The following is a 16,573-nucleotide window of genomic DNA, read 5'->3' as shown; positions in this document are numbered from 1 at the left end:
AGAATCCGCCCGGTCCCAGGCCGCGCTCTCAGCGCCGGGACCTGCGGTGGGCCAGTGCGGCGAGCAGGAACAGGACCCCGCCGAGGGTGAAGTAGAGGTCGATCGCGCTGCTCGACCACAGGGTGTACGCCGAGGGGTGGGCGACCCCCATCTCCTGCTTGTAGGTGAGCCCGGTCAGGCCCTTGTGCATCAGGCCGGTGCCGCGCAGCGCGCTGTCGAGCACCCCTGACACGCCGCGCAGCAGCAGGATCGCGGCGCCGATCCAGCAGCACCAGGCGAGCATCCAGGCCGGCACCCGGCGGCGGCCCCAGTCCTGGTAGATCGCGAGCGGCACGACCGTGCCGACCGCGAACATGATGTAGACGACGATCGAGAAGACCCATTTCGCCAGGCTGTCCACCTTCGGCTGGGTCTCGGTGGCGTCGCCGAATCCGAACGTGCCGCCGAGCGCCCAGTACACATGGAACGCGATGAACACCACGACCCATACGAAAGCGGCCCGGCCGGTTTTCCTGAGGGCGTCGGAGGGCGGCTGAACAGTGCGCTCGGGGGCGCGACTCGTTCTCCAGACAGTGCTCATGGGACGGCCTTCTCCTTTGCGGCGCGTTATCGCGCGGAAACGCTGGAAACGGTTAATGAATTCATCACTTCAATGGTCCCAGGCCGGCCGCGCACCCCACGTCATACTCCTGGATGATCCGCGTCAGACCGCAGAGTTACGGCGGCCGAGTTTCCGCCGGGTCTTCTTCATCCAGGGGCCCAGTGCTTTGGCCATCACGACCGAGCCCACCACGAAGTAGGCGTCGATCGCCCGGCCCGACCACACCGCCCAGTCCGAGGTGGCGTTCTCCTTCTGGTTGAAGAGGCCGTATTCCATCACCCCGGTCAGCCGGACCGCCTCGTCCACGACGGTCAGCGCGCCGCGCACCACCAGCAGCGGCATGCCGACCCACGAGCCGGCGGCGACCGTCCACGGCGGCACCAGCGGCTGCGGCGGGTTCGTCGTGCGGTGGATGACACCGCCGGCCACCACGCAGATCGCGATGACCACGGCATTGGGCAGGACGCAGCTCAGGCCGCTGTCGCCCTTGCCCGGATCGATCCCGGCGGCGTACTCGCCGTTGGCGATGATCGCGCCGACGTGGATCAGCCCGAATCCCGCCACCCAGGCGTAGGCGGCGGGCACCACCCACGCGGCCCGCGGGTCGGCGGATTCGTCGGTGTCCACTTCTGTGTCGAGCATGCGGGCCATCGGGGCAGCCTCCTGTGGAAGTAATCGGCTCTGCGAACGCTAGGGGGCGGGCATGCCGCGGCTCATCCCTCCGAAGTCGCGTCCCGCGCCCAGGAGTTAGCCCGCCCGGTGGAACCCGGATGCACCTTCAGGTGGATGCACCGTCGAGTCGGCGCACGTTGGATGGATGTGCCGGGTCGGCGGATGCGGCAAGTTCGGGTGGCAGCGGGTTCAGGTGGCGGCGGCGGAGGATCTGACCAGCACGCTGCCGTCGAGGCACTGCTCGACCACGTCGGCGGCGGCTCGCGCGCCGCCGGCCTCGCGCATGGCGGTCCGCAGCGCGGCCAGCCGCCCGGGGACCGCCGGGTCGTCGGCGAGGCCGTCCACGGCGGCGCGCAGCCGCGGCGCGGTGAGGTCGTCGAAGCCGAGCGTCACGCCGACGCCGAGCCGGTCGAGCGCCGCCGCGTTGTCGAACCCGTCGAACCCCTGCGGCAGGGTGACCATCGGGACGCCGTAGTACAGCCCCTCGAGCACGGACCCCATGCCGGCATGGGTGACGAAGCAGGCCGACTGCGCCAGCACGCTCAACTGCGGTACGGAGCGGTGCACTTCGAAGCCGTCCGGCAGTTCGCCGAACGCGCTCAGGTCGGCCGCGGCGCCGGCGACGAGCACCACCCGCCACCGCGAGCCGCCGAACGCCCGCAGGCACAGCTCGTAGAAGCCGGTCTCCACGGCCCGGACCGAGCCCATGCTGACCAGCAGCACCGGCCGGCCGTCGGCGGGCCGCTCCCACCGCCCGTCGTGCGGCCGCTCGTCGATGCACGGCCCGACGAAGGTGTAGCGGTCGTCGAGCCGGTCGGCGTCCCGCTGGATCTCCCGGGGGATCGTCGCCAGATAGCGGTCGGCCCGGCCGCGGTATATGGCCTCGTCGATGCCGAGGTCGATGCCGCCGGCGTCGAGGAACTGCCGGAAGGCGCGGCGGTGCGCCTCCCACGCCGGGTTCTGCTCCAGGGCGAAGTTGACCAGGTCGAGTTCGTCCGCGAACTCCGGCCCCGACACGTGCGTCGGCGAGGTCCGCACCGAGGGGATTCCCCAACGCCGGGCCAGGATCTGCGCGTTGAAGGACGCGTAGTCGTAGAGGATCACGTCGGGGCGGTCGGCCCCGAAGGCGGCGCTCTGGTCCGGCAGTGACGTGACGGCCTCCTGGAGGAAGAGGTCGTACATGGCCACCGCGTCGTCATGCGGATAGCTCTCTCCGCGCGTCATGGACGGCAGCGCGGAGGCGCACACCACGGGTGTCGCGCCGGTCGCCGCCACCCTCGGGGCGAAGTCGGCGGTGGTGGCGTAGCTGACCCGGTGCCCGCGGCCGACCAGTTCCGAGACGATCGGCAGGGTGGGGTGGACATGGCCGGACGCCGGGATGCAGAAGACGGCGATATGGCTCGCGGTGGACATACCGCCTGTCTACAGGAGCCCCCGCAGGCGCTGTCGAGCCGCGGGACAGGTTCCTGCCAAGCCTGGTGGGACGCCGTGCGGGCCCGTCTAGCGTGGCTCGGACCTCACGCGGCCGTGACGGAGGACACACCTCCCGAGCGGCAGCCGCACTCCAGGAAAACGACCCGGAAACGCAGGTCTGCCCAGGATTATGAAAGCCGCCGAATTCGTCAGCGCCTCCCTCGTCCTCGTGGGGTTCATCATGGCCTTCGCGGTGGGCGCGCGCCGGCTGCTCGGGGTGCGGATCGGGGCGGTGCGCACCCTGCTCACCGGCCTCGTCGGGATCGCCGGCCTCGCCGCGTTCAGCGTGGTGATGCAGCGGCCCGAGCAGCGCGGGGTGCTCACCGGGGTGCAGATGGGCAGCACGCTGGTGGTGACGATGGGCTTCCTCGCCCTGTCCGAGGTGGTCGTCCCCAGCGGTTCCGGGCAGCCGATGGCGTGGCTGCGCGGCCTGCGGTCCCGGCTGATCAGGGGCCGCCGCTACTCGCACATCAGCTCCATCCTGGTCCGGCACGGGCTGCGCCCGTATCTGCGCGGCCGGCCGCGCGGCTCGGCCGGATACACCTCCCGCGGCGACCAGTTGGCCCGCCCGCTGCGGCTGGCGCTGGAGGAGGCCGGGGCCACGTTCGTCAAGCTCGGCCAGATGCTCTCCACCCGTGACGACCTGCTGCCGCCGGCCTTCGTCAGCGAGCTGAGCCGGCTCCAGTACCAGGTGCCGCCGGCGCCCTGGCCGGAGGTGGAGGCGCTGCTCGCCGAGGCGTACGGCAGGCCGGTCGGCGAGGTCTTCGCGCACTTCGAGCAGGAGCCGCTGGCCGCCGCCTCGGTGGCGCAGGTGCACCTGGCCCGGCTGCACTGCGGTGAGCCGGTGGTCGTCAAGGTGCAGCGGCCCGGTATCCGCCCGCTGGTGGAGCGGGACCTGGACATCATCTGCCGGATCGCCAGGATGCTGGAGGACCGCACCCGCTGGGCCGGCACGCTGGGAGTGGTGGAGCTGGCCCAGGGCTTCGCCGGCTCGGTGCACGAGGAGCTGGACTTCCGGATCGAGGCCAGGAACCTCGCCACGATCACCGCCGCCTGGGCCCGCCGCCCCAAGAGCGGCGAGGTGCGGCTGCCGTTCACCCACGAGGAGCTGTCCGGCGAACGGGTGCTGGTCCTGGAGCGGCTGCCGGGCCGGCCGATCAGCTCCGCCTACGCCTCGATGGACGCCCGCGGCCTCGACCGGACGGGCCTGGCCAGGGAGCTGCTGGCCAACATGCTCCAGCAGATACTGATCGACGGCACCTTCCACGCCGACCCGCACCCCGGCAACATCCTGCTGCTGGACGACGGCACCATCGGCCTGGTGGACTTCGGCTCGGTGGGCCGGGTGGACGGCCGGCTGCGGTCCGCGCTCAAGGAGTTCATCATCGCGGTGCGCTGCGGGGACGCCGCCGCGCTGTGCGACGCGCTGCTCGACGTCGTCGTACGGCCCGAGGAGCTGGACGACCAGGGGCTGGAGCGGGCGCTCGGCCGGTTCCTGGCGCACCACTTCGCGCCCGGCAGCAGCCCGGACGTCCAGGTGTTCGCCGCGCTGTTCCGGCTGGTCGCCGAGTACGGGCTGAAGGTGCCGCCCGAGGTGGCCGCGGTGTTCCGGGCGCTGGCCACCCTGGAGGGCACCTTGACCAGGCTCTCGCCGGGCTTCGACATGATGGCCGAGGCGCACGGCGTGGCCGAGGAGCACCTGTCGGCGGCCGGCGGCTCGGCCGCGGCGGCCCGCGCGGTGCGCGGCGAACTGGCCGCGGCGCTCTCGGTGCTGCGCCGGCTGCCGCGCCGTCTCGACCGGGTCACCGGCGCGCTGGAGCAGGGCCGGCTGTTCGTCGGCGTGCGGATGTTCGCCGACGCGCGGGACCGGGAGTACGTCCGCTCGCTGGTGCACGACGTGCTGCTGACGTTCCTCGGCGCGACCACCGGCGTGATGGGAACGATCCTGCTGAACGTCAGGCGCGGGCCGATGGTCACCCCGGAGATCACCCTGTTCGAACTGCTCGGCTACCACCTGCTGCTGGTCTCCGCGGTGCTGGTGCTGCGGGTGCTCTTCTTCATCTCCCGGCCGAACCGCCGCTGACCGCTGCCGCGGTGCGGGCCGCCGGGTCTCCGGGTCTCCGGGCCTCCGGGCCTCCGGGTCTCCGGGTCGCGCTGACAGCTACCTGTTGCCGGCCTTGAAGCGCCGTCACCCCGCTGGCTTGACTGGGGGAATACCAGCAGTGCAGAGATCGACGCCGAGGAGAAACACCTGTGAGCAATCCATTCGAGTCCGAGGACGGCACTTTCTACGTGCTGGTGAACGACGAGCTCCAGCACTCGCTGTGGCCGTCCTACATCGAGGTGCCGGCCGGCTGGCGGGTCACCTTCGGCGAGGCGCCCCGGCAGGCGTGCCTGGACCACATCAACGAGAACTGGACGGACATGCGTCCCAAGAGCCTCCAGGACGCGATGGCCTGACGGGCCGGGGGGTGGCGGCCGTCGGGCGGTCGCAGAACGGCGGGGCGGCCGGTCCGGCGGGACCGGCCGCCCCGCCGTCGTTCGCGGTGCGGCGCGCTCAGCGCACTTCGCGTGCGGCTGCTGGGCGCCATGCGCGTGTGGCTGCTCGGCGCGCTGGGCGCGTGGCCGTTCGGGGGCGGGCGGCCCCCCGTCGACGTGTACGGCCGCCCGCCCGGTCGAACGGTGCTACAGCCGGTCGCCGACCAGGATCGCCGCGTCGATGACGCGGGCGGCGTACCGGCGGCCGGGGGAACGGGTCAGCAGCGAGACCGGGCCCGACAGGGCCACCGCCGCCACCACCTGGTGGTCGCGGCCGCGCACCGGCGCCGCGATCGACGCGATCCCGGAGCCCTCGTCGCCGACGCTCTCGGCCCAGCCCCTGCGCCGGACGCCGGCCAGCGTCTCGGCGGTGAACCGGCTGTCGCGCAGGCCCTCGTACAGCTCGTCGGGGTCCTCCCAGGCGAGCAGCACCTGCGAGACGGCGCCGCCGCGCATCGGGAATGCGGTGCCGGTGGGCACCGCGTCGATCCGGTCGCTGCGGGAGTCGGCGGAGAACATGCAGACCCGCTGCACACCGCGGCGCTTGTGCAGCCGGGCGGTGACCCCGGTCAGGTCGCGGAGCTGGCCGAGTACCGGCGTGGCGGCCGGCACCAGGCCGTTCTGCCGGGCTCCGACGGACATGTCGGCGAGCCGGGGGCCGAGCGCGAAGCGCCCGGTGGAGTCCCGGGTGAGCAGGTTCAGCCGTTCCAGGGCGGTGGCGAGCCGGTGCGCGGTGGGCCGCGGCAGGCCGGTCTTGGCCACCAGGCCGGCCAGCGAGGCCGACTCGTTCTCCAGCACGCTCAGCAGGAGTGACGTCTTGTCCAGGACTCGGACACCACTGGACATGTCCGCGATGCTCATACGAGCGGCACGTTCGTTATGCCGATGTTCATGTTCCTGTTCACAATCTCGCCATCGGTAGTCGATGCGGATATCTCATTTTCCGTCTCCATGTCTATCCGCGGCCCGCGGGACCCGGCAATGCGAACTACAGGAAACTGCCAGGCGGGACGGCCGCGGGACGCCCGCGGGAGGCCCCCGACGTTCCACTCAAGTCGGGCACCTTCGCCCGTCAGGGTACATATGCATCGATAGGCGGGGCACTTTCGTTGAGGATTGACCTACTTCTCGGGCTCACTCGGCCGGGGCTTGTTCTCGTTGACTTGGCCGAGACGTGATGGATAATCTCGGTCGGCAGGCATGCGCCGAGGCCGCCCTACCGACGGTCATAGGAGCCTTGGTTCGTCAGAGGGCGCTTTCGGAACAACCTGCCCCGGTCACCTCGACAACAGTCGAAATAACCGGTAATCGCTTGTACTCTTCACGGGGGAAGTGTGGCGACGAATTCAGCATTACTCACCAGAACAGCTCGTACCGATGAATTTCAGGACGGTTTCGAGCAGAAACTCCTGCAAGCACGATCGCTTATCGATTCGACAGTGATCGCTTATCGCTCGATGTCGGCGCAGCGCACCGCGGGCCACGCGGAAGCGGAAGCGGAACAGCGGCCGGCCGAGGGCGCGGTACTCCGGCTCATCGGCGGCGCACGGCAGCGGGTCAGCGTCACTCTTTCAGGGGACGCGGAACAGGCCGCGGAAATCGCGACCGCGCTCGTCAGGCACTCCAGGACGGGCGACAGCGGCGTCACGATCAGGCTGCTCTGCACACCGCGGGCGCTGGACACACCACTGGTCCGCACGGTGGTTCCGAACACGCCGAACTGCAAGGTCCGGGTCACCGAGGTCGATCTCGACGAGGCCCTGGTGATGGACGGCAGGATCGCGGTGGTCAGGGCGGCGCAGGAGAGCGACGGCCACGACCGGGTGATGGAGGACCCGGCGGCGGCCAGGACCCTGGAGCTGCTGCTCGCCTGCGCCTGGCGCGGGGCGGTGCCGCTGGACGACTACGAGCGGCTCGGCGGCCGGCTGCACACCGACATCGGGCAGCGCGTACTGGAACGCCTGTACGTCGGCTGCACCGACGCCGTGGCGGCGCGGGACATGAAGGTCTCACTGCGCACCTACCGCCGTCATGTCGCGGAGATCATGCGCGACCTGGGCGTCAACTCCCGGTTTCAGGCCGGCGTGCGGGCGGCCGAACTCCACTTGCTTCCGGAGTGCGGCTGACCGGTGCTCATTCGCGACTACCGTCCCCACGCGGCGCCAGGGAGCAAGGCATTGAGAAACTCGAGGACGACGGGGGAAAGCGCGGACCGTGCGGTCGGCGACCCTTTTGCCGGAGACTTCACAGGAAAAGACCTGCTGGATTGGGCGGGCGACGACTTCGAAAGGGAACTGCTGGAGGCCAGGGCGCTCATCGAGCGCACCATGGCAAAGCACCGCGACCGACTGGCCAGAGACTCGCTGGTCAGTGAAATAAGTCCGGAGGGCGCCGGCGTGGCGACCTCCGCGAAGGAGTTGATCGGCCAGGCGAAGCATTCCGTCGATATCCTGCTCTCGGGTGACCGGGACATCACAAAAGCGGTCAACACCGCCGTCGGCGATCTGCTGGCCGACGGTCCGGGGCAGATCTCGGTGCGCATGCTGTGCACCAGGAACACGCTGGACAGCCGCCTGGCGGAACGATTCTCCGGGGCAGGCGGCCGGCTCAGGATGCGGGTCTTCAAGATGTCCCCGCTGACCGCGGTGCTGGTGGACGGCAGGACGGCGCTGGTCTGCGCCGAGTCGGCCGTCGGGGTGCGGGCCTCGATGATCAGGTCCGCGCCGGTGATCAGGACGCTCGGATCGCTGTCCGACACCATATGGAAGAGCGCGACGGTCACCCCCGACCGGATCTCCTTCGGCGACCGGGCCCGCTCGGACACCGTCCGGCAGGTGCTCAGGTGCCTGCGGCTCGGCCTGACCGACGAGGTGGCCGCCCGGGAGCTGTCGGTGTCGGTACGCACCTACCGGCGCTATGTGGCCGAGATCATGACACTGCTCGGGGCCGGCTCCCGCTTCCAGGCCGGGGCGCACGCCTCGCAGCGGGGACTGCTGACACCGGTGGGCCCCGAGGAGCGCGACCGCTGCGCCGCCTACGCGGCGGCCGTGAGCGGCGAGCAGAAGGCCGGGGCCGCGCCCGAGTAGCCCCGCGGGTCCCGCCGGGCCGGCCACGCGCCGGCCCGGCGGGGCCCGCGAACGGGCCACTGGCACCGCTGCGAAGGCCCGCGGTGTACCGCCCGGGGCCGCTGGCAACTTGGTGTCAGCCGCGTTGTGGGGCCCCCTGATCGCTTGCGAGGGTGAGCCGGATCCCGGCGGAATCGGCTGAGTCCGGACACGTTCCCCGTTCCGCGCGGGCCACAGACGACCGGCGACAGGAAGCCCCTCGATGGCCCTGAAGGCGATGTACGAGGTCCCGCTGTCCGCCCGGGTCCGCAAGCCCGCGCTGCTGCACCGGCTCGGCCTGAACGACTCGGGCCTGGAGGCGCGGCTGCGCGAGGGGATGGACGCCGCGGAGCAGCAGCTGCTCGCCCAGACCGGCAGCCCGCCGGACGCCAGGCTGGCCGGTCTGACCGGCCATCTGGCGGTGGCCGGCGGCAAGCGGCTGCGCCCGCTGCTGGTGCTGCTCGGCGCCGAGTTCGGCGATCCGGCCCGGCCCGGCGTGATCCGGGCCGCGGTCGTCACCGAGCTCGTGCATGTCTCCTCGCTCTACCACGACGACGTGATGGACGACGCCACCAGCAGGCACGGCGTCCCCAGCGTCAACGCCCGCTGGGGCGCCAGGCTCGCGGTGCTGGCCGGCGACCTGCTGCTGGCCAAGGCCGCCCGGCTGGCCGCCGAGCTGGGCGAGGAGGCCGTCGCGCTGAACGCGGAGGTGGCCGGCGAGCTGGTGGCGGGGCAGCTGTGCGAGCTGGCCGGGCCCGGCCCCGGCGAGGACGCCATCGGCCACTACTTCCGGGTGATAGCGGGCAAGACCGCCGCCCTGATCGCCGTGTCGCTCCGGATCGGCGCCCAGCAGGCCGGCGCCCCGGCGCCGGTGGTGCGGGCGCTCGGCGAGTACGGCCGCGAGCTCGGACTGGCCTTCCAGATGGCCGACGACCTGCTCGATCTGCGGGCGCCCAGCGAGCAGTTGGGCAAGGAGCAGGGCCGGGACCTGGCGGCCGGGGTCGCCAGCCTGCCGGTGCTGCTGGCGCTCGCCGACCACAGCCCGCGCGGCACCGCGCTGCGCGAACTGCTGGCCGCGGGCCCGGCGGCGAGTCCGGCCGAGCAGCGCAGGGCGCTGAAGCTCTTCCGCCGCTCGCCGGCCCCGGCCCAGGCCGAGGCCATGATGCGCGAGCGCCTTGACCGGGCCAGGGCGCCGCTGGCGGACCTGCCGGCCGTGCCCGCGCTGCGGGCGCTGAACGCGCTCTGCGACTTCGTCGCCGACCAGACCGGCTGACCAGACTGGTTGACCAGACCGGTTGACCACGGCTGTTCAGGACCGGCCGGCCACCCCGGGCCGGCCTGGCGCCAGAGGTACCAAGGGAGATGGCCATGACGCAGGACACCGGCACCATGCGGCACCGGGTCGGCGAACTCGGGCAGATCAGGGCCGAGTTGCGGCGCGGCGCCGCGAAGGCCACGCAGACCCAGCACGCCAAGGGCAAGCTGACGGTCCGCGAGCGGCTTGAACTCCTCTTCGACCCGGGCACGTTCACCGAGATCGAGGGCCTGCGCAGGCACCGGGCGACCGGCTTCGGCCTGGAGGAGCGCAGGCCGCACACCGACGGCGTGGTCACCGGCTGGGGCATGGTGGACGGCCGCAAGGTGTTCGCCTTCGCGCACGACTTCCGGATCTTCGGCGGCGCGCTGGGCGAGGCGCACGCGGCGAAGATCCACAAGCTGATGGACCTGGCGCTCGCCGCCGGCGCCCCGCTGGTGTCGCTGAACGACGGGGCCGGCGCGCGGATCCAGGAGGGCGTCACCGCGCTGGCCGGCTACGGCGGCATCTTCGAGCGCAACACCCGTGCCTCCGGGGTGATCCCGCAGATCTCGGTGATGCTCGGGCCGTGCGCCGGCGGCGCCGCGTACTCCCCCGCGCTCACCGACTTCGTCTTCATGGTCCGCGAGACCTCGCAGATGTTCATCACCGGCCCCGACGTGGTGCGCGCGGTGACCGGCGAGGAGATCAGCCAGAACGGCCTGGGCGGCGCCGACGTGCACGCCGAGCTGTCCGGCGTCGCGCACTTCGTCTACGACGACGAGCGGACCTGCCTGGCCGAGGTCCGCTACCTGCTGTCGCTGCTGCCGGCCAACAACCGCGAGCTGCCGCCCCGTTCGGCCACCGGCGACCGGCCGGACCGGCGCGGCGAGCCGCTGCTCGACCTGGTGCCGCTGGACGGCAGCCGCCCGTACGACATGCGCGAGGTCATCGCCGAGATCGTGGACGACGGCGAGCACATGGAGGTGCACGAGCGCTGGGCCACCAGCGTGATCTGCACGCTGGCCAGGTTCGACGGCCAGGTGGCCGGCATCGTGGCCAACCAGCCGCTTTCCGCCGCCGGGGTGCTGGACATCCACTCCTCGGAGAAGGCCGCCCGCTTCGTGCAGATGTGCGACGCGTTCAACATCCCGCTGGTGACGCTGGTGGATGTGCCCGGCTTCCTGCCCGGGGTCGCGCAGGAGCACGGCGGCATCATCCGGCACGGCGCCAAGCTGCTCTACGCGTACTGCAACGCCACCGTGCCGCGGGTCCAGGTGATCCTGCGCAAGGCGTACGGCGGCGCGTACATCGTGATGGACTCGCGCTCCATCGGCTCCGACCTGTCCTTCGCCTGGCCGGCCAACGAGATCGCGGTGATGGGCGCCGAGGGCGCCGCGAACGTGGTCTTCCGCCGGCAGATCGCGGCCGCGGACGACCCCGAGGCCACCCGCGTCCAGCTGGTCAAGGAGTACCGGGCCGAGCTGATGCACCCGTACTACGCGGCCGAGCGCGGCCTGGTGGACGACGTGATCGACCCGGCGGAGACCCGGGAGGTGCTGATCCGCTCGCTGGCGATGCTGAGCACCAAGCACGCGCCCCTGCCGTCCAGGAAGCACGGCAACCCGCCCTTCTGACGGGCTCCGGAAAAAAACCGCAGGTCAGCGGGAGATCCCGCCGATCGGCGCCTGGGCGATTTGTCCCCGTTTGCGGTGCTTCGAGGTGTCGGCCATGCTGAAAGTCCAGCCGAACAAGGAGATGATTCCATGAACTCGGATCTCACCGCCCCCGTCGAGTCGGCGGCTCTCACCGTCGAGGTCGAAAGCCTGCTCGACTCCCCGGAACCGGAGGGCATCTACCGCGACACGCGGGAGTGCGGCGGCGGATTCCTGCTCGCGGGGCTGCTGCTGGTCTCACCGCCCACCCCCCGTCCGACGAAGAAGAACTCGCACTGAGGGGAAAGACGTTGGCAGAGCAGGCACAGGGGACTTCCCCGCTGAGCACTGTGGTCGCCGGCGTCGCTGAAGGAGTCGCCCTCGCCCTTCGGGGCGGGGGCGGCTCCTACGCGCTGTCCCGGGTGCTGCCACCCGAGGGCGCGGTGGCCTCGGCGGCGATCCGGGTCCTGGGGGCCGACGTGCTGGCGCCGTACGCGCCGGAGCAGCCCTACGCGGCAGGCCGCCCGGCCGTGGCGGCGCCCGGCGGCCCGGACGAGGCACTGGTCCGCGCGGCACTGGCGGCGCACCCGCCCGCGGCGGACGCCACCGAGGTGTCTCTGTGGAGCTACCGCGGCCTGCTGGAGGCCGCGCGGGGCAGGCTGCCCGGCGACGGGCAGAACTGGCCGCCCGAGCCGGCGGCCGGCCTGGCCTGGGTCGATGACGACCCATGGCCGAAGCTGGCGCACCGGGCCTCGCAGCTGGCGGCGCTCTCGGTGCCGGGTCTCGCGGCCCCGCTGGCCGGCGCGCTGGCGCGGCGCACCGACGACCTGTCCCGCGGTTTCGTACGGGCGGTACGACGGCGCGACTGGCTACAGGCGGCCGGGCTCGGCCGCTGGCTGGCCGGGCTGCCCGGGGTTCCGGAGACGCTCGGGCTCGACAGCGGTCTGGTGTTCGTGGACCGGATGAGCGGCGGCGACCCCCGGGTGGCGCTGCAGGTGGCCGCGGCCCGCTGCTTCTACGGGCGCGGTTCGTGATCGGCGACCGGACGGCCGGGGTCAGGGACGAGGGGCGGGCAGGCCCCGGGCTGCTCGACTCCGCGCCGCCCGACCCCGAACTGCTCGACCACCTCACCGTCCGCGGCCTCCAGTGGCTGGACGGCATGCGGCCGTGCTTCCGGCTGCCGCCGGACGTGACCACCGACGCCGACCCCAACATCACCCTCAAACCGCTCGGCGAACTGGCCGAGTTGACCCACCTGGTGCGCACCCGCCATCCGCGCGGCGACATCCGCGAGCAGGCCGACGCGCTGTTCGGCTTCGCCTGGGACGAGACCCGCGGCGGCCAGGTCTTCGCCGAGCTGATCCGCGGCGAGCCGCAGGCCACCTACCCGGTGGAGCTGTACGGGGTCTTCGCCCAGGCGGGGCTGCGCAACGCCGAGGCCGAAAAGCTCGCGCGGGCCACCACCGGGCTGCGCGGCTGGCGGGTGGCCCGCGAGGACCACACCAGGACCCTCGGCGTGCTCAACGCGGAGCGCAGGATCGGTCTGCCGCCGCACGCCGACTTCGACGCCGAGCTGTCGCTGACCGGCCTCGGCCTGCTGCGGGAGCCGTGGGCGCTGGACCGCAAGGCCGCCTACGGCATCACGCATGACGTCTTCCACCTCACCGACTGGGGCCGGGCCGCGCAGCGGATGCCCGCACCGCTCGCGGACTACCTGCGGCTGTGGGTGCCGTCCTGGCTGGAGAGCTGGCTGGCCGAGGAACTGTGGGACCTGGCGGGCGAGTTGCTCGCCGTCCTGGCCTGCCTGCCCCCGGCGGCCGGCGCGCCGCCGGCAGACGCGGCGGGGGCTGACGCGGCGGCCTGGCTGCGGCTGGCCGCGGCCCAACTGCCGGACGGGGCCGTGCCGGAGATCGGCGCGGGACCGCCGCCCGGTCACCGCCCCCATGAGGCGTTCACCTCCTGCTACCACTCCACCCTGGTCACCGCGTTCGCCGCCACCCTGACCCGCGTCGGCGGCACCGGCGGCGGCGACCGGCGGCCGACCGCAGAGAGCGAGGCAGCACCGTGACCGCGACGGCCGTGTCGCCCGCGCTGGCGCACCACGTCGGAGACCGGGCGCTGGCCTGGCTCGACGAGCACCGCGAGCACTTCCGACTGACCGATGACGACCGCGCCACCAGCCGCTCGGTGATCGAACGGCTCAAGCCGGTCGGCGAGTTGGCGATCAACATGCACGTACTGTCGCGGGAGGGCGTGGCCGGCTCCAAGCAGCGCGACCGGTCGCTGCGGCTGCTCGACTTCGCCTGGCGGGACATCCTGGACGGCGGCAACGTCCTGGCCACCCTCCAGCGGGACGAGCCGTTCTCGCCGGTGCCGCTGGAGATCTACGCGACCTTCTATGAGCTCGGCCACCGGCACCCCGGCGTGGAGTCCGCGGTCGAACTGGTCCGCCGCACGGCGAGTTGGGGCGCGCTGGAGATGGTGCCCAACCGCCGGCTCGGGGTGCTCAACGCCGAACGCAAGCTCGGTCTCGTCCCGTCGGCGGACTTCGACCAGGCGGTGGAGCGCACCTGGCTCGGCCGCACACCGGAGCCGTGGACCGTCCAGTACCACGTGGCGTACGACATGACGCACACCGTTTTCCACCTGACCAACTGGGGCGAGCACCCCGACCGGGTGCCGGCCGCCATCGCCGACTACCTGGCGGCGTATCTGCCGGCCTGGCTGGACGACTGGGCGGACCTGCGGCACTGGGACCTGCTGGGCGAGCTGCTGATCGTGGACGCCTGCCTGCCGCGGCCGGTGCTGGACGCGGAGATCTGGGAGCGGTACGCCGCCGCGCAGGCGCCGTCCGGGGCGATGCCCGTCCAGGGCGGCATGCCGGAGGGCGACGCCGCCGAGGTGTTCGACCAGGTGCACCATCCGACGCTGGTCGCCACCTTCGCCTCGGCGATGGCCACCTCGCGGGCGCTCTCCGCGGACAGCACCGCGTGACAGCGGAACAGGCCGCGCTCCGGGGCCCGTTGGAACGGGCGATGTCCCGGGTGACGGCGCCGGACGTGGTGCTCGCCGTCAGCCGCGGCGGCGAGCGGACGGTGCTGAGCGGCGGCACGGCCGCCGCCGATCCGGACGTCCCGCGCGAGGACCTGAGCTACGAACTCGGCTCGCTGTCCAAGACGTTCACCGTGCTGCTGCTCGCCGCGCTCGCGGCGGACGGCGTGCTCGGCCTCGACGACCCGCTGGCCGCCCACCTCCCGGAGCTGCCGCTCGGCTCCCCGCACGCCCGCGCGATCACCCTGCGGCACCTGGCCACCCACACCTCCTGCCTCCCCCGGGTGCCCCGGGACCTGCTGCCGGCCGCGGTGCTGCACCCCCGTACCAACGCCTACGCCGGCTACGGCCCCGGCCGGCTGACGAGCGCGTTCGCCGCCACCCCCGTCCGCCGTGCGCCCGGCACCCGCTGGCGGTACTCCAACTTCGCGCTGGCGCTGCTGGGCGCGGCCCTGGAGCACACGACGGCGACCCCGTACCCGGCCCTGCTCGCCCAGCGGGTGCTGATTCCGCTGGGGCTGACCGCGACGACGGCCCTCCCGCCGACCGCCACGGGCACGGCGGTCCCTCCCGCCGCCACGGGCACGGCCGGCCCGGCGACCGCCACGGGTGCGGCTCTCCCGCCGACCGCCACGGGCACGGCGGTCCCTCCCGCCGCCACGGGCACGGCCGGCCCGGCGCGGCTCGCCGTCGGGCACCGGGCGGACGGCCGCACCCCGCTGCCCGCCACCGAGATGGCCGCGTTCACGCCGGCCGGCGGGGTGCGGGCCACCCCCGGGGATCTGCTCGGCTACGCCGAAGCGCTGCTCGACCCGGACCGCGGCCCGCTCGGCCGAGCGCTGCGCGAGGTCCAAGTCCCCGCGCTGCGGCGCGGGTTGGGCCACCGGCACACCCACACCCTGACCTGGTACCTGCACCCGGCGGCGGCCGGCCCGCTGCTCTTCCACGCCGGGGCGACGTTCGGCCAGCAGTCCTTCCTCGGCTTCCACCCGGCGACCGGCACGGCGGTCATCGGCTTCGCGACCCGGCACGACCGCACCTGGGCGCTCACCAACGCGGCCTACGCGCTGCTCCAGGAGCTCTCCGCTGCCGAGACCGCGCGCCCGCGGCCGGGCCCGAGGCAGCCGCCGCGGTCCGTGGGCCTGCGCGAAAACCCGTTGGCCGAGCACCGAGACCGCTGATAGCCTCCGCGAGGCCGTGCGAGAAGACCAGGAGGTGGTACCCGTGAACACAGAATCGACATGGGTGCTTCCCTCCGGGGTCACGGTCGGGCGATAGGTCGTCCGGGAGCGCCGATCTCAGCGCGTTCCCGAAAGGCACGACCATGGAATTCACGTCCGAACAGCGACTCGGCGACGGCGTCACCGAGCGCGAGTTCATCCTCGGCGAGATCCCCGGCACCCTGTGGACACCGGAGTCACCGGAACCCGCCACGCCGGCCCCGCTGATCCTGATGGCCCACAACAACGGCCTGCCCAAGGCGGAACCCCGACTGGTGGCCCGGGGCCGCTACACCGCGGCGCGCGGTTTCGCGGTGGCCACCATCGACGCCGCCGGCTGCGGGGAGCGGCCCCGTTCCGCGGCGGCCGAGCAGGCCCGCGCCGACCTACGCCAGGCGATGCGGGCGGGCGAGCCGGTCGACGAGATCTTCGAGTCCCTCGTCGGCCCGCTGGTCGAGAACGCGGCCCCGGAGTGGCGGACCACGCTTGACGCGCTGCTCTCGCTGCCCGAGGTCACCGGCCCGGTCGGCTACTCGGGATGGACCGCTCTCGGCATCCGGCTGGCGGTGGCCGAGCCGCGGATCGCGGCGGCCGGCTTCTTCGCCGGCGGCTTCGTCCCCCGCGCCCAGCGCGAGCAGGCCCGCCAGGTCGCCATCCCGCTGCTGATGCTGCTCCAGTGGGACGACGAGGGCAACCCCCGCCAGCGGGCCCTGGACCTGTTCGACACGTTCGCCAGCAAGCAGAAAACCCTCCACGCCAACCTGGGCGGCCACACCGGCACCCCCCACTTCGAGTCCGAGGACGCCACCCGCTTCTACACCCGCCACCTGAAGTAGCCCCACGGCGGCACACAAACCCGCAACCCGCCCCGACCACGCCGCCACAGGCCGGTCAGGGCGGGCACCCGCCCGCCGGTGCGCGACCGTCAGCCCACCGCCCGGGCGGAGACCCGTCCCGATCGCGCC

16 protein-coding genes are annotated in these 16,573 nt (G+C 72.7%); 12 read left to right on the top strand and 4 right to left on the bottom strand.

What is annotated here, in order from left to right; translation table 11 throughout:
* Positions 1–28: 28 nt before the first annotated feature.
* The 3 genes from ACQPW6_RS33205 to ACQPW6_RS33195 form a co-directional block, all read right to left on the bottom strand.
* Positions 29–580: a DUF3995 domain-containing protein gene (locus tag ACQPW6_RS33205; protein WP_433893411.1), complete on the bottom strand. Its 552-nt coding sequence runs from the start codon at positions 578–580 to the stop codon at positions 29–31.
* Positions 581–703: 123 nt separating this feature from the next.
* Positions 704–1,243: a hypothetical protein gene (locus ACQPW6_RS33200; RefSeq protein WP_433893410.1), complete on the bottom strand. Its 540-nt coding sequence runs from the start codon at positions 1,241–1,243 to the stop codon at positions 704–706.
* A 219-nt stretch (positions 1,244–1,462) separates the two neighbouring features.
* Entirely contained in the window at positions 1,463–2,686 is a 1,224-nt protein-coding gene (locus tag ACQPW6_RS33195) for a macrolide family glycosyltransferase (protein ID WP_433893409.1), read from the bottom strand.
* A gap of 190 nt (positions 2,687–2,876) precedes the next feature.
* On the opposite strand from ACQPW6_RS33195, the gene ACQPW6_RS33190 reads away from it, so the two are divergent.
* Together ACQPW6_RS33190 and ACQPW6_RS33185 are read left to right on the top strand one after the other, a co-directional pair.
* Positions 2,877–4,829: an ABC1 kinase family protein gene (locus ACQPW6_RS33190; RefSeq protein WP_433893408.1), complete on the top strand. Its 1,953-nt coding sequence runs from the start codon at positions 2,877–2,879 to the stop codon at positions 4,827–4,829.
* A gap of 170 nt (positions 4,830–4,999) precedes the next feature.
* On the top strand, positions 5,000–5,206 hold the full coding sequence (locus ACQPW6_RS33185; RefSeq protein WP_433893407.1) for an MbtH family protein: 207 nt from the start codon (positions 5,000–5,002) through the stop codon (positions 5,204–5,206).
* A 225-nt stretch (positions 5,207–5,431) separates the two neighbouring features.
* Here the strand turns inward: ACQPW6_RS33185 and ACQPW6_RS33180 are convergent, their stop codons facing one another.
* A complete protein-coding gene (locus ACQPW6_RS33180; RefSeq protein ID WP_433893406.1) occupies positions 5,432–6,130 on the bottom strand; it encodes an IclR family transcriptional regulator in 699 nt (232 codons plus the stop codon).
* 593 nt (positions 6,131–6,723) lie between these two features.
* Between ACQPW6_RS33180 and ACQPW6_RS33175 the strand changes: the two genes are divergently transcribed.
* The 10 genes from ACQPW6_RS33175 to ACQPW6_RS33130 all read left to right on the top strand — a co-directional run bounded on the left by ACQPW6_RS33175 (position 6,724) and on the right by ACQPW6_RS33130 (position 16,444).
* Positions 6,724–7,410, top strand: a complete 687-nt coding sequence (locus ACQPW6_RS33175) for a helix-turn-helix transcriptional regulator (RefSeq protein WP_433893405.1) — start codon at positions 6,724–6,726, stop codon at positions 7,408–7,410.
* Between the two features lie 201 nt (positions 7,411–7,611).
* Positions 7,612–8,370 carry a response regulator transcription factor gene (locus ACQPW6_RS33170; RefSeq protein WP_433893404.1) on the top strand — a complete coding sequence of 253 codons (759 nt, stop codon included), beginning with the start codon at positions 7,612–7,614 and terminating at the stop codon, positions 8,368–8,370.
* Between the two features lie 241 nt (positions 8,371–8,611).
* Positions 8,612–9,661 (top strand): polyprenyl synthetase family protein, encoded by a 1,050-nt coding sequence (locus ACQPW6_RS33165; RefSeq protein WP_433893403.1) that lies wholly within the window; start codon positions 8,612–8,614, stop codon positions 9,659–9,661.
* An 89-nt stretch (positions 9,662–9,750) separates the two neighbouring features.
* Positions 9,751–11,319, top strand: a complete 1,569-nt coding sequence (locus ACQPW6_RS33160; RefSeq protein WP_433893402.1) for an acyl-CoA carboxylase subunit beta — start codon at positions 9,751–9,753, stop codon at positions 11,317–11,319.
* Between the two features lie 129 nt (positions 11,320–11,448).
* Entirely contained in the window at positions 11,449–11,637 is a 189-nt protein-coding gene (locus ACQPW6_RS33155) for a hypothetical protein (RefSeq protein ID WP_433893401.1), read from the top strand.
* Positions 11,638–11,687: 50 nt separating this feature from the next.
* The gene (locus ACQPW6_RS33150) at positions 11,688–12,371 is read left to right on the top strand and encodes a hypothetical protein (protein ID WP_433894737.1); all 684 of its coding nucleotides are present in this window, start codon (positions 11,688–11,690) and stop codon (positions 12,369–12,371) included.
* Positions 12,368–13,405, top strand: coding sequence for a DUF6895 family protein (locus ACQPW6_RS33145; RefSeq protein ID WP_433893400.1), 1,038 nt, complete (start codon positions 12,368–12,370; stop codon positions 13,403–13,405). The genes ACQPW6_RS33150 and ACQPW6_RS33145 overlap by 4 nt, the downstream gene beginning before the upstream one ends.
* The gene (locus tag ACQPW6_RS33140) at positions 13,402–14,331 is read left to right on the top strand and encodes a DUF6895 family protein (protein ID WP_433893399.1); all 930 of its coding nucleotides are present in this window, start codon (positions 13,402–13,404) and stop codon (positions 14,329–14,331) included. The genes ACQPW6_RS33145 and ACQPW6_RS33140 overlap by 4 nt, the downstream gene beginning before the upstream one ends.
* On the top strand, positions 14,328–15,569 hold the full coding sequence (locus tag ACQPW6_RS33135; protein WP_433893398.1) for a serine hydrolase domain-containing protein: 1,242 nt from the start codon (positions 14,328–14,330) through the stop codon (positions 15,567–15,569). The genes ACQPW6_RS33140 and ACQPW6_RS33135 overlap by 4 nt, the downstream gene beginning before the upstream one ends.
* Positions 15,570–15,712: 143 nt before the next feature.
* On the top strand, positions 15,713–16,444 hold the full coding sequence (locus ACQPW6_RS33130; RefSeq protein WP_433893397.1) for an alpha/beta hydrolase: 732 nt from the start codon (positions 15,713–15,715) through the stop codon (positions 16,442–16,444).
* Positions 16,445–16,573 lie beyond the last annotated feature (129 nt).

The organism is Streptomyces sp. CA-111067, assembly GCF_050956065.1.
In the GTDB taxonomy this organism is placed as follows: Bacteria; Actinomycetota; Actinomycetes; order Streptomycetales; family Streptomycetaceae; genus Actinacidiphila.
This window is presented reverse-complemented; position numbering and strand designations above follow the sequence as displayed.